The sequence below is a fragment of the Nitratireductor thuwali genome, assembly GCF_036621415.1.
Classification (GTDB): Bacteria; Pseudomonadota; Alphaproteobacteria; order Rhizobiales; family Rhizobiaceae; genus Chelativorans; species Chelativorans thuwali.
This window is the reverse complement of sequence record NZ_CP030941.1, coordinates 1114990-1127781: the sequence shown is the minus strand read 5'-3', so window position 1 is coordinate 1127781 and position 12792 is coordinate 1114990. Positions and strand designations below refer to the sequence as shown.

At 63.9% G+C, this 12792-nt stretch carries 10 protein-coding genes; 3 read left to right on the top strand and 7 right to left on the bottom strand.

All coding sequences use genetic code 11. The annotated features are described in order from the left end of the window. Positions 1-10: 10 nt before the first annotated feature. Genes NTH_RS05365 through NTH_RS05340 form a run of 6 tightly spaced genes read right to left on the bottom strand, consistent with a single transcriptional unit; the run spans position 11 to position 5590 of the window. The gene (locus NTH_RS05365; protein WP_338529054.1) at positions 11-796 is read right to left on the bottom strand and encodes an alpha/beta fold hydrolase; all 786 of its coding nucleotides are present in this window, start codon (positions 794-796) and stop codon (positions 11-13) included. A gap of 1 nt (position 797) precedes the next feature. After that, positions 798-1856 carry a branched-chain amino acid ABC transporter permease gene (locus NTH_RS05360; protein WP_338529053.1) on the bottom strand — a complete coding sequence of 353 codons (1059 nt, stop codon included), beginning with the start codon at positions 1854-1856 and terminating at the stop codon, positions 798-800. Position 1857: 1 nt separating this feature from the next. Beyond that, on the bottom strand, positions 1858-2859 hold the full coding sequence (locus NTH_RS05355) for a branched-chain amino acid ABC transporter permease (RefSeq protein WP_338531810.1): 1002 nt from the start codon (positions 2857-2859) through the stop codon (positions 1858-1860). A 29-nt stretch (positions 2860-2888) separates the two neighbouring features. Then, on the bottom strand, positions 2889-3611 hold the full coding sequence (locus NTH_RS05350; protein WP_338529052.1) for an ABC transporter ATP-binding protein: 723 nt from the start codon (positions 3609-3611) through the stop codon (positions 2889-2891). Next, the gene (locus NTH_RS05345) at positions 3604-4368 is read right to left on the bottom strand and encodes an ABC transporter ATP-binding protein (RefSeq protein ID WP_338529051.1); all 765 of its coding nucleotides are present in this window, start codon (positions 4366-4368) and stop codon (positions 3604-3606) included. Before NTH_RS05345 ends, NTH_RS05350 begins: the two co-directional genes overlap by 8 nt. A 49-nt stretch (positions 4369-4417) precedes the next feature. Further along, positions 4418-5590 carry a substrate-binding domain-containing protein gene (locus NTH_RS05340; RefSeq protein WP_338529050.1) on the bottom strand — a complete coding sequence of 391 codons (1173 nt, stop codon included), beginning with the start codon at positions 5588-5590 and terminating at the stop codon, positions 4418-4420. A 362-nt stretch (positions 5591-5952) separates the two neighbouring features. Here NTH_RS05340 and katG point away from each other — a divergent pair, with 362 nt between their 5' ends. The 3 genes from katG (at position 5953) to NTH_RS05325 (ending at position 11983) form a co-directional block, all read left to right on the top strand. Then, positions 5953-8145 carry a catalase/peroxidase HPI gene (gene katG / locus NTH_RS05335; RefSeq protein ID WP_338529049.1) on the top strand — a complete coding sequence of 731 codons (2193 nt, stop codon included), beginning with the start codon at positions 5953-5955 and terminating at the stop codon, positions 8143-8145. A gap of 1166 nt (positions 8146-9311) precedes the next feature. Beyond that, positions 9312-10148 carry an SDR family oxidoreductase gene (locus tag NTH_RS05330; protein WP_338529048.1) on the top strand — a complete coding sequence of 279 codons (837 nt, stop codon included), beginning with the start codon at positions 9312-9314 and terminating at the stop codon, positions 10146-10148. Positions 10149-10153: 5 nt separating this feature from the next. After that, positions 10154-11983 (top strand): glycoside hydrolase family 15 protein, encoded by a 1830-nt coding sequence (locus NTH_RS05325; protein ID WP_338529047.1) that lies wholly within the window; start codon positions 10154-10156, stop codon positions 11981-11983. A gap of 143 nt (positions 11984-12126) precedes the next feature. On the opposite strand, the gene NTH_RS05320 is transcribed toward NTH_RS05325, so the two are convergent. Then, complete coding sequence (locus NTH_RS05320; RefSeq protein ID WP_338529046.1) at positions 12127-12783, bottom strand: ThuA domain-containing protein; 657 nt, start codon at positions 12781-12783, stop codon at positions 12127-12129. Positions 12784-12792: the final 9 nt, after the last annotated feature.

The window sequence follows — 12792 nt, the reverse complement described above, 5'->3', positions numbered from 1 at the left end:
GCGGCCAGCTTCAAATGGATGCGAACGCTGCCAATGTCCGGGCAAATTCGTCGGGCTCCTCCAGATGCGGTGAATGGCCCGACGCCTCGAAAGTATGGCGGCGGGCTTGCCGGGCGGTTTCGGCAAGCCATTTTGCCGTCGCGGCGGGGTAAACGCGGCTGAGCGCTCCATGGGCGACAAGCAGTGGCACCCCCAAGCACGGAATGACAGGGCGGCAGTCGGCGGAAACCAGCGATGCCCACATGCTGTTCATGGCCGCCGGATCGTTGGCGCGTATCTTCTCCACCGCGCGCTCCAGACCGAGATCCGGCGCGCCGTTGCGGCTGGCGAACATGTTCGTGGCAATCGCCGGCGCGCTCGCGTGCCAGTCCTCGGCGAAATGCGCCGTCTTTACTGCCGTCTGAGCACGATTCTGGCCTTTCAGGCCAAGGCTCCAGTCGCCTTCGTTGACGATCTTCGGGCTCATGTCCACGGAAACCATGCGCCCGATCCGGCCGCTCCCGAAACGCGCCAGATAAGTCCAGGCGACCGTCGCGCCCAGCGACCAGCCGACGAGGGTCACGTTTCGCAGGTTGCGGCTCTCGATAATGCTGCGGAGCAGCCGGGCGGCGGCTTCGACGTTGGCGGTGAGATCCACCGATCGGCCGTGGCCCGGCAGGTCCGGCGCTAGGCAGTGGAAGCGGTCCTGCAGACGCGCGAACTGGCCGGCGAACACGCTGCTTTCCATGGTCCACCCGTGCAGAAAGACGATCGGCGGCCCGGCTCCCGCCTCCCGGGTATAGGAAATCTCCGTCACGCTAGCGCCTCTGCCGCAAGCGCCCGACGATGCCGCTCGGAAAGAAATAGACGCTGAGGACGAAGAGCAGACCGAGCCACAGGAGCCAACGGTCCGGATCAAGGAAAAGCGGAAGCACGGGCAGGCCGGACAGTGCCTTGGCTGCAACGCCCATCAGCTCCTGCAGGTAGTTCTGCGCCACGACAAAGAGCGTCGCGCCGACCACTGCGCCATACATGGTGCCCATGCCGCCGATCACGACCATGAGGAGGATGTCGATCATGATCTCGAAAGAGAGCGTGGTGTCCGGTCCCACATATCGCAGCCAGATCGCAAAGAGCGATCCGGCGAGGGATGCGACGGTGGCGGAGATGCAGGTCGCCGCCGTGCGGTAATAGACGACGCGATAGCCGATGGCTTCTGCGCGGAAATCGTTCTCGCGGACGGCTTGCAGCACGCGACCGAAGGGCGAATTCACGATGCGCAACAGCAGCAGGAACAGGCCGAGCGAGCCAAGGAACACGAGGTAGTAGTTGAGGAGCTTGCCGTTCAGCCGCACGCCGAACAGATCTCCGTCCGCCAAGGTGAAGGCTGGCGTCAGCTCACGCGGAATGAGGAAGTTGAGGCCGTCTTCTCCCCCGGTAAGGCCCGAAAGCTGGCTCACCAGGACAGCGACCGCGGAGGCAACCGCCAAGGTTATCATGGCGAAGAAGATGGCGCGTACCCGCAGCGAAAAGAGGCCGATGAAGAACGCGACCACGATTGCCACGACAGCACCCGCCGACGTGCCGACGACGAGCGGCAGAAAGCCGCGCTCCATGTGCGCGCAAGCCAGCGCCACGCCGTAGGCACCCATGCCGAAGAACATGGTGTGGGCGAAGGAGACAATGCCGCCATAGCCGAGCATCAGGTCGTAGCTTGCGACAAGCACGATGAAGATGCAGATGCGCGCGGCCGTTTCCAGCGAGCGGACGCCGGGAAACAGGAAAGGCGCAAAGGCGAGACCGATGAGGATGGCCAACAGGATGACGGTCAGAACGGGGCTACGCGGATTGTCGCCCGATATCAGTTTCGTCAGCATGTCACTTCGCCTTTACGACCGGCAGCATGCCTTGCGGCCGCCACAGCAGGATGAGGACAAGGAGCCCGATATTGGAGACCAGCGCCAGCTTGGGTTCCAGGAAGGCGACGTAGTTCTGCGTCAGGCCGACCAGGAGCGCGCCTATGAAGCAGCCCTCGATCGAGCCCAGCCCGCCTATGATGACGACGATGAAGACGAGCACCATCATCTCCTGGCCCATATGCGCGGTGATGACCTCCTGATAGAGCGCCCACATGACGCCGCCCAGACCGGCGAGGGCCGAGCCGGCAACGAAGACGGCAACGAAGACGAGGCGCAGCCGGTAGCCCAAGGCCTGCACCATCTCGCCGTTCTGCACGCCGGCGCGCACGATGAGGCCGATCTTGGTCGAGCGCAGGACCCAGCGGATGGCCAGAAAGACCGCAAGGCCCACCCCAACGGCGACGAGCCGGTATTTTTCGAGCGCCGCGCCGGCAAAGGTCACGGCTCCCTTCAGCGCCTCGGGGCGCGAAAAGAAGATCTCGTCCGGCCCCCAGATGACGAGGATCAACTGTTCGGCGATGATCAGCCCGCCCATCGTCACGAGAATCTGCTTCAGATGGGCGCCATAGACCGGCCTGACGATCACGCGTTCGAAAGCCCAGCCCGCCGCAGCCGTTGCCGCCATCGCGCCGATCACCGCAACCAGGATGGCCAGCAGGTTGAGCGCAAGGGAAGGCGCGCCGGTCATGCCGCCGAGCGCCAGCAATATGGTCACGCCGACGAAGGCGCCGACGGAGACGAAGGCGCCGTGGCCGAAATTGATGACGTCCATCAATCCGAAAACCAGCGTCAGACCGGATGCCATGATGAAGATCATCATCCCCATCGCCAATCCGGAAACGGTGAGCGTGAGCCATGAGGAGGTGGACTGGATGGCCAGGAAGCCGAGCAGAACAAGGACCGGGATCAGCAGCAGCGGCGCGTATTTCATCAAGCGCTCGTGCAGCGCGATCTCGGTCATGGTCGGTGCGTGGTCGGGCGCGGCACTCATCAGGCTGTCTCCACGCTGAGGCCCATCAGCTTCTCCTGCAGCGCGTGGTCGCCGGCCAGTGCCGCCATGGCGCCGCTCCAGACGATCTTTCCATCGTCCATGACAGCGCAGGAATCACCGAGCGCCCTGGCGACGGAGAAGTTCTGTTCGACGAGCAGGATGGATGCGCCCTGGTTCTTCAGTTCGCGCAGGGCCCCGGCAAGCGTCGCAACTATGGCGGGGGCAAATCCCTTGGTCGGTTCGTCGATGAGATAGAGCTTGCGCTTCTCCGCCATCGCGCGGGCGATGGAAAGCATCTGCTTCTGGCCGCCCGACAAGTTTCCGGCCTCCTTCTTCCAGAAGGTCTTCAGTGGCGGGAAGGCGCTGAAAAGCCAGTCGAGCCGGTCCGGATCGAGCGGGCCGCCGATCGCGGCGAGCGTCATGTTCTCCTCCACCGTCAGGTCGGAGAAGATGCCCATGTCCTCGGGCACATAGCCGATCCCCGCCCTGGCGATCGCCGATGTGGCAAGCCCGGTGATGTCCCGGTCCTCGAAAAGGATCGTGCCGGCACGGGCGCGCCAAAGGCCCATGATCGTGCGCAGCGTGGTGGTCTTGCCGACGCCGTTTCGCCCGAGAAGCATGGTGACGCCGCCGGCCGGCACGTCGAAGTCGACGCCCTGCAGGATGTGGTACTGGGCGATGTTCGTGTGCACGCCCTTAAGGCGCAGGGTCGGCTCAGACATCGGTCAGCTCCTTGCCCAGATAGGCCTCCTGCACGACGTCGGAAGCCATGACCTCCGCCGGGGCGCCGTCGGCCGCCAGAGCCCCGTTGTGCAGTACGATGATGCGGTCGGCGAGGGAGCGGATGACGTCCATCTTGTGTTCCACCAGCAGGATGGTGCGGCTGGTATCGGCCTTCAGCTCTGCGATCAGATCGAGAACGACAGGCGCCTCGTCGACGGACATGCCGGCGGTCGGCTCGTCGAACATGTACACCTGCGGATCGAGCGCGATCAGGAGCGCCACTTCCAGTTTGCGCTGATTGCCGTGGGCAAGTTCCGAGACGGTCTGGCCGGCGAGATGATCGAGCCGCACGCGCTTCAGGACGTCCAGTGCCGCCTCGGTGATTTCCGTCTGGCTTTCGGCCATGACGAGCAGGCGAAAGCCGGTATTGCGCCTGGACTGAACGACAAGACGGACGTTCTCCAGCACCGACAGGTTGGGAAAGAGGTTCGTCAGCTGGAAAGCGCGGCCGATGCCGCGCGCCGTCCGTTCGGCCACGGGCAGGCGCGTGATGTCCCGGCCATGCAGGAAGACGCTGCCGGCGGTTGCGCGGATCTGACCCGAGATCAGGTTGAAATAGGTCGTCTTGCCGGCGCCGTTAGGTCCGACGATGGCGGTGAGCTGCCCAGCGGAAAATGCGCAGCTCACATGATCGACGGCCACCTGCCCGCCGAAGCGGACGGTGAGGTCGCGGGTCTCCAGGATAGCGTCGGTCATCGCCGGTCTCGAATGGAAAAGGGGAGGGCGGTGGCCCGCCCTCCTGACCCTAGTTGCGAACCGGGATATCCATATCCTCGATCTTCAGTTCGCGGACGAGTTCCGGGATGCCCCATTCCACATCTTCTTCGACCCGGATCTTGAAGTGATACATGGATTGCAGCGCCTGATGGTCTTCCGGGCGGAAACGCATGGTGCCCTTGGGCGTCTCCCATTCCATGCCTTCCATGGCCTCGATCAGCGCTTCGGTGTCGGTGGAGCCGGCTTTCCTGATCGCCTCGACGATCGCAATGCCGGCAGCCATTCCGCCCGCGGTGAAGAAGTCGGGCGGGCTGCCGTAGCGCTCCTGATGCTCTTCCACCAGCCAGTCGTTCACCGGGTTGTCCGGGATCTCGTAATAGTAGTAGGTCGCCCCTTCCATCCCCGGCAGTTCCTTATAGGCGGTCATCGCTGCAAGGATGTTTCCGCCGGTGGCGATCTCGATGCCGTAGCGCGAGGGATCCATGGCGTTGATCTTGCCCATGGGGTTGCCGCCACCGGCCCATATGATGAAGAGCTTCTTGTCGCCTTCCACATCCTCCATGGCATTGAAGATGCGCTCGGCCGCCGCCGTGAAATCCGTCGTATCGGTCGGCACATACTCCTCATGCACGACCTCCGCGCCGGTTTCGGCCAGGGCGTTCTTGAACGCGGCCACACCGTCGCGCCCGAAGGCATAGTCCTGGGCGAGCGTGGCAATCTTGACATTCTCGCCGCCGAGCGCCACGGCGTTCGCGACGGCATCCTGGCTCGAGTTGCGTCCCGTGCGGAAGATGTAGCGGTTCCAGTTCTCGCCAGTGATGGAGTCGGCAACGGCAGGCTCGACGATCAGGATCTTTTCATATTCCTGCGCAACCGGCAGCATTGCGAGCGCCACGCCCGAACTCACCGCCCCGACCGCAAGGTCTGCGCCATCGTCCGCGTAGGCCTCCGCCAGAACGGCTCTGCCCCGGGCGGGATCGAGCTGCGTGTCCTTTTCGATGACGTTTATGGGCTCGCCATCGATCTCCATCGTGCCGTCGGTCGCATATTCCAAGCCCATCATCAGCCCGATATGCGACTGCTTTGCGTAGGCCTCCAGCGCGCCCGTCTTGCCATAGACGTGGGCTATGGTGATGTCGGCTGACGCCGCCGCAGTCAGCGCCAGGGTGGCCGCCAAGGCCCCGCCAAGTGCAAGCTTCATTTTTTCCTCCCTGATGATCGCAAGATCATGAAATATGAATCAGTATTCATGTTTCAGTCGAGCGTCAAGAGGTCTCGCCCCTTGCGGATCGAACCCTGGCGGCTTTTTTCGGATGTCATGAAAGCTGCGGTGAGATCTTGCCGGGAGCGGAGGCTTGAGAAGGGGCCGGCGACGAATACCGAACCGGCTTCCAGCAGGCGCGGTCGCGTTTCAAATGTTCCGCTTTCCGTCCGGCGGATCGCCGGTCTGCCCATAAGGAAAATCTATCGAGAAGAACAGAAAACGCAATTGGCAATTATCGCACAGCTTGGTTAGGCTGGAATAATTCCAGACAAGAAACGCCTCGGCCGATGGAGAAAACCATGGACGCAAAGACCGACGACAATGCGGGCGGGTGCCCGTTCACGGGGGGTGGCCGCCGCGGGCGCCGGAACCGTGACTGGTGGCCGGAGCAGCTGGACCTCGACGTGCTCCATCGCAACTCGGATTTGTCCGATCCGATGGGCGAGGATTTCGATTACGCCGAAGAGTTCAAGAGCCTCGACCTGGACGCCGTGATCGCGGATCTGCATGCCGTGATGACGGATTCGCAGGATTGGTGGCCGGCCGATTTCGGCCACTATGGAGGGCTGATGATCCGCATGGCCTGGCACAGCGCGGGCACCTACCGCATCACCGATGGCCGCGGCGGCGCCGGCGCCGGCCAGCAGCGGTTTGCCCCGCTCAACTCCTGGCCGGACAATGCCAATCTCGACAAGGCCCGCCGGATTCTGTGGCCGATCAAGCAGAAATACGGCCGCAAGATTTCCTGGGCCGACCTGATGATCCTCGCCGGCAACGTCGCTCTGGAATCAATGGGGTTCAAGACGTTCGGCTTCGCCGGCGGGCGCAAGGACGTGTGGGAGCCCGAAGAGCTCTACTGGGGCCCCGAGGGAACGTGGCTGGGCGATGAGCGCTACAGCGGCGAGCGCCAGCTCGCCGAGCCGCTGGCCGCCGTGCAGATGGGCCTGATCTACGTGAACCCGGAAGGGCCGAACGGCAAGCCGGACCCGGTCGCGGCCGCGCGCGATATCCGCGAGACCTTCTACCGCATGGCGATGAACGACGAGGAGACCGTCGCGCTGATCGCCGGCGGCCACACCTTCGGCAAGACCCACGGCGCCGGCGACCCGTCGCTGCTCGGCCCGGACCCAGAGGGCGCGGCCATCGAGGACCAGGGGCTCGGCTGGAAGAGCGGGCACGGCACCGGCTTCGGCGCCGACACCATCACCGGCGGCCCCGAGGTCACCTGGTCGCAGACGCCGACCAGGTGGAGCAACCACTTCTTCGACAACCTGTTCAAGCACGAGTGGGAGCTGACGAAGAGCCCGGCCGGCGCCTGGCAGTGGAAGGCGAAGGATGCCGAGGCCACGGTGCCCGATGCGCACAACCCGTCGAAGAAGCATGTGCCGACCATGCTGACCACGGACCTGTCGCTGCGGCTCGACCCGGAATACGAGAAGATCTCGCGCCGCTTCTACGAAAACCCGGACCAGTTCGCCGACGCGTTCGCCCGCGCCTGGTTCAAGCTCACGCACCGCGACATGGGCCCAAAGGTGCGCTATCTCGGCCCGCTCGTGCCGAAGGAGACGCTGATCTGGCAAGATCCGATTCCGGAGGTCGACCATGAGCTGGTGGGCGAGGAGGAGGTCGCCGACCTGAAGGCGAAAGTCCTCGCCTCGGGCCTGTCGGTCTCCGACCTGGTCTCGACGGCATGGGCTTCGGCCTCGACCTTCCGCGGCTCCGACAAGCGCGGCGGCGCCAATGGCGCACGTATCCGGCTCGCGCCCCAGAAGGACTGGGAGGTGAACGACCCGGCACGGCTTGCGAAGGTGCTCGGGAAGCTCGAAGAAATCCAGAAGGATTTCAACGCGGCCCAATCCGGAAACGGGGCCGGCGGCAAGAAGGTGTCGCTCGCCGACCTGATCGTTCTTGGCGGCTCCGCCGCAGTCGAGAAGGCAGCGAGGGACGCCGGCGTCGACGTGAAGGTGCCGTTCACGCCGGGGCGGATGGACGCAAGCCAAGAGCAGACGGACGTCGATTCCTTCCGCGCGCTCGAACCGCGCGCCGACGGCTTCCGCAACTATCTCAGCGGCAACCAGTTCATGATGCCCGAGGAGGCGCTGGTCGACCGGGCGCAGCTGCTGAGGCTGACAGGATCGGAGATGACCGTCCTGCTCGGGGGCCTGCGGGTTCTCGGCGCCAATGCCGGCGGGGCCGAGCACGGCGTCTTCACCAGACAGGTAGGCAAGCTGACGAACGATTTCTTCGTCAACCTCTTGACCATGGACACGCAGTGGCAGCCCATTGCCGACGGCACCTATGAAGGCCGCGACCGCAAGACGAACGAACTGAAGTGGCGCGCTACGCGCGTCGATCTCATCTTCGGTGCGCACTCGCAGCTGCGCGCGCTGGCCGAAGTCTATGCCTGCGCCGACAGCCAGGAGAAGTTCGTGGCCGACTTCGTCGCTGCATGGACCAAGGTGATGAACGCCGATCGCTTCGATCTGGCTTGATCCAAACGTCTGATCCCAGGCGGTCAGGACGGGCGCGGAGCAATCCGCGCCCGCTTTGGTTTTGCCTATGCCCATTGCCGCCTTGTTGCCCTGGCTGCCGTGCAGCAGGATGCCAGCTGTGGCCCGATGTGCCTGCCAGCGAACTGGCCGAAGCCACCTCACCTCAGCATCGCGCCCCGATGTCTGGCTCGTATCCGGCGGCGGCGTCCTCGGCTGGTACAAGACAATCGCCGGTGCCAGGGGCCTGCAAGATGAAAAAGGGGCGCCGGAGCGCCCCTTCGTTGCGATGCTCGGCGGCAACCGCTACTGCGCGGGTTCCGCCGGGGCCGTGTCGGCAGGCTCCATCTGGTCCATAGCCCCACCTCCCGCCGGCGGGGCGCTATCACCTCCATCGCAGGCGGCAAGAACGAGCAACGCCAACGCGGAAGCAGAGGCAAGCAAAACCTTCATCATGCGTTTGTCCCTTCTGTCCACGGCCCGATCAGCCGCCAGTTACGGCAGCATATTCCTCCATCGACAACTCGCCGCTGGCGTCAGCGTCAGCGGACTGGAACATCTCTTCGGTCGCGTCCGGGAACGCCGCCTGCAGCTCCGGCAAGCTTATCCCCCGCTCTGGTCGGCATCGATCGAAGTGAAGTCGGGAACCTGTGCAAAGGCTGGCGCAGCAAAGCCAATAGCAACGATGGTGATAAGAAGATGTTTCATTTATAGATCTCCGTTTTAATTTGCGGCCGATCCTTGAAATAAATAATCGACCTTATTGCGATCCCCCTGTTCCCAGAAGTCACAATGCAAACAAGTATGTCAACAATTTGTCTATATGTACTGTAATATCATGAAATTATATTTTACATATTGGCGTCACTCACATAAACATTGAACATCACATCGGATTTCCAAGTATAATTTTATTTTACATGCGGCGCCGAAGCTGACCGCTGTTGGCGCAGTCGGGAAGACGTGCCGGCCGGGACCGCTGGTCGGCAGACTAGGAGGACAGATACGATCTTTGTTCGCCACGGCGGGCAGGCAAGCGCGTATCGGGTCAAGAGCGGGCGGTTGGGCCGTCGCACTGGAAATAGTCCCACGACACTGGCAGTTTAGAATGCAGCACCGCGGGAACTCCCATGAGCAGCCGGCGTTGGATCGGCCAAGGAGAGCTTGTTTTGAGCCAGACATCTCATCCAGACATACATCACCTCTTCGGTCTGAAGGATCAGGTCGCGATCGTGACCGGCGCGAGCTCCGGGATCGGGAGGGCCTGCGCGATTGCGCTCGGCCGCGCGGGCGCGGTGGTCGTCGTCAACCACTTGTCGAGGTCCGCTGACGCCGCTTCCGAGGTGGTGCGGGAGATCGAGAGCGCCGGCGGGCGCGCCACGGCATTTGCCGCCGATGTTTCCCGGGAAGAGGACGTCCAGGCCATGTTCCAGGAGGCGGTCCGCAAGTACGGGACAGTCCATATCCTGGTCAACAATGCCGGGATCCAGTCCGGCGCCCGGTTTCAGGAAATGACGATCGAGCAGTGGCGCAAGGTGATGGCGGTCAATCTCGACGGCCAGTTTCTCTGTGCCCGGGAGGCGGTGCGCGAATTTCTCCGGCGCGGCCCGCAGCCGGAGATATCGGCCGCGACCGGAAAGATCATCTGCATGAGCTCCGTCCATCAGAGGATACCCTGGGCTTTCGAGGTGAATTATGCCTCCTCCAAGGGAGGCATCGCCCTCATGATGCAGTCCCTTGCCCAGGAGGTTGCTCCCGATCGCATCCGCGTCAACGCGATCGCGCCCGGCGCGATCCGCACGCCGATCAACCGCGAAGCGTGGGAGACGCCGCAGGCCGAATCGGAGCTTCTCAAGCTGATCCCCTACGGCCGGATCGGGGAACCGCCGGATGTCGCCAATGCGGTGCTGTTCCTCGCCTCGGATCTTTCCGACTACGTTACGGGTGCCACGCTCTATGTCGACGGCGGTATGGCCCTTTACCCCGCCTTCCGCGGCAGCGGGTGAGCGCTATGAGCAAGCCCATCGAAGATTACGGCCTGATCGGCAACATGCTCTCCTGCGCGCTGGTGGCGCGAGATGGCTCGCTCGACTGGCTCTGCCTCCCACGGTTCGATTCGGACGCCTGCTTTGCGGCTCTGCTCGGCAAGCCGGACAACGGCTATTGGCGCCTGGCGCCGGCCGATGAGGGCGCCAAGATCTCGCGCCGCTACCGGCCCGACACGATGATCCTGGAGACGACATTCGAGACGGAAGAGGGCGCGGTGACGCTCATCGACTTCATGCCGCTCGCCCGTGACGAGGAACATGTCGATGTGGTGCGCCTTGTCCGCGGCGATCGCGGGCGGGTCCGCATGCGTTGCGAATTCGTCCTGCGCTTCGGCTATGGCAGTACCGTTCCCTGGCTGCAGCGGGCCGATTTCGGCGCGCGGGCCGTGGCCGGCCCCGATGCGATCGAGCTGCGCACGCGCGTCAAGCTCGTCAGCGAGAACCTTCGCACGACCGCCGAGTTCACCGTCGGCGCGGGCGCGACCGTCCCGTTCGTGCTTGCCTGGCATCCCTCGCACCGCGTCGAGGAGCGCGACATAGATCCGCAGCAGCGGCTGGAGGAAGCGGAGACCTGGTGGCGCGACTGGTCCAGCCAGTGCCGGATCGACAAGGAGCATCCCTGGCGGGACGCGGTCACGCGCTCGCTGATAACCTTGAAAGCGCTGACATTTGCACCGACCGGCGGAATTGTCGCCGCGCCGACGACGTCTCTGCCCGAACAGCTGGGCGGGGAACGGAACTGGGACTACCGCTATTGCTGGATCCGCGACGCGACGCTGACCCTTTATGCGTTCCTGACGTCCGGCTACCGGGACGAGGCCAAGGCGTGGCGGGAGTGGATGCTGCGGGCAGCCGCAGGGCATCCGGCGCAATTGCAGATCATGTACGGGCTTGCCGGCGAGCGGCGCCTCACCGAGGTCGAACTGCCCTGGCTTGCGGGCTACGAAGGTTCCAAGCCCGTGCGCATCGGCAACGGCGCCTATGGCCAATTGCAGATCGACGTCTATGGGGAACTGCTGGACGCCCTGCATGTCGGCCGAAAGTTTCAGCTCGAACCGTCCCACGAGGCGTGGAACTTTCAAAGGACGCTGCTGGGGGAGCTCAAGGGGCAATGGCGCTCGCCCGATCAAGGCATATGGGAGATCCGCGGGGAGCCGCGGCATTTCACGCATTCCAAGCTGATGGCCTGGGTGGCTTTCGACCGCGGCGTGCGGGCGGTGGAGGATTTCGGGCTCGACGGACCTTCGGAGAGCTGGAAAGCCGAACGCGAGCAGATCCGGGACGAAATATTGTCGAAAGGCTGGAGCGAGAAAAAGCGGTCCTTCGTCCAGCACTATGGCGGCACGGCCCTCGACGCTTCGCTGCTCCTGATACCGTTGACAGGGTTCCTGCCGCCGGACGATCCGCGCGTGATCGGTACGGTGGAGGCGATCCAGCGGGAGCTGACACAAGACGGCCTCGTCCTTCGCTACCACCCGGAGCACGCGCCGGACGGGCTGAGCGGAACGGAAGGTACCTTCCTTGTCTGCAGTTTCTGGCTCGCCGACGCTCTCACCATGATGGGCCGCGTGAAGGAGGCCTCGAAGATTTTCGAGCGGCTGCTGTCACTGCGCAACGATCTGGGGCTGTTGGCCGAACAGTACGATCCGCTCCTGGGCAGGCAGCTGGGCAATTTTCCGCAGGCATTCTCCCATGTGGGCATCGTCAATACGGCGCATAACCTGATGTCGGCGCAAGGACCGGCCGAACAGCGCGCGGACCGGACAAAGCCGACCGAAAAGCCGACGTCCTAGAGCGCCGTGCGTCCATTCGGACGCTACACAAGAACGCTCCATCTCTTTGTTTTTCCGCATTTATGCGGACGTCAGGTGATTCCACCTGACCGCAAAATGCTATAGATCAGCTCACCGTTTCACAGAAACGCCCTTGAGCGAGCTTATCGGGGCCGCGCGGCCCAGACGAGGCCGCGCTGCAGGATCGTGCGGATCTGCGGGATCTCCAGTTCGTCGGCCGTGTGGCCAAGGGAGGAGTAGAATACCCGGCCTTCGCCATGTGTCGTGGTGAAGACCACCGGCATCACCACATTCCTGCGCCAGGGGTGCACGGCGCCGGTGAAGGTGGTGGTCGCGAGCACTTCGACCGCCGGATCGTAGTTGAGGTAGTACTGCTCCGAAGTGTGCTCGAAGCTTTCGATACCGGCCATGATCGGGTGGTCGGGCCGTGCGACCTCGACGCGGTAGGTGAGGATGTCGCCTGGGTGGGCCACCCAGTAGCAACTCGCCGCATAGCGGAAGGGCACGCAATCGCGAAAGCTCGTCGCCAGGCCCATGTGATAGCCGGCAAGGCCGGTGCCGGCGCGGATGGCGGCGCCAAGGCGCGCGCCTTTTTCCCGGCTGAGCGTGCCGCCCGTGACGACGGGCACGACGAGATCGTAGGTGTCGATGTCCCCGGCGCCCAGCGCGTCATAGTCTTCGGTGAGGGTTGCCTCGAAATCCTCCGCCTCGAGCAGATCGCGCACCGTCTCGGCGCCGCGCCTCGGGGTGTGCAGTTCCATGCCGCCGTGGACGATCAGGGCTTTGCGTCGTGCGGTCATGGGAAGGCC

Excerpts from the sequence above, each read along its gene's own strand:
- NTH_RS05360 (WP_338529053.1), bottom strand. The coding sequence starts at position 1,856 with ATGCTGACGAAACTGATATCGGGCGACAATCCGCGTAGCCCCGTTCTG.
- NTH_RS05355 (WP_338531810.1), bottom strand. The coding sequence starts at position 2,859 with ATGACCGAGATCGCGCTGCACGAGCGCTTGATGAAATACGCGCCGCTG.
- NTH_RS05350 (WP_338529052.1), bottom strand. The coding sequence starts at position 3,611 with ATGTCTGAGCCGACCCTGCGCCTTAAGGGCGTGCACACGAACATCGCC.
- NTH_RS05345 (WP_338529051.1), bottom strand. The coding sequence starts at position 4,368 with ATGACCGACGCTATCCTGGAGACCCGCGACCTCACCGTCCGCTTCGGC.
- NTH_RS05340 (WP_338529050.1), bottom strand. The coding sequence starts at position 5,590 with ATGAAGCTTGCACTTGGCGGGGCCTTGGCGGCCACCCTGGCGCTGACT.
- katG (WP_338529049.1), top strand. The coding sequence starts at position 5,953 with ATGGACGCAAAGACCGACGACAATGCGGGCGGGTGCCCGTTCACGGGG.
- NTH_RS05325 (WP_338529047.1), top strand. The coding sequence starts at position 10,154 with ATGAGCAAGCCCATCGAAGATTACGGCCTGATCGGCAACATGCTCTCC.
- NTH_RS05320 (WP_338529046.1), bottom strand. The coding sequence starts at position 12,783 with ATGACCGCACGACGCAAAGCCCTGATCGTCCACGGCGGCATGGAACTG.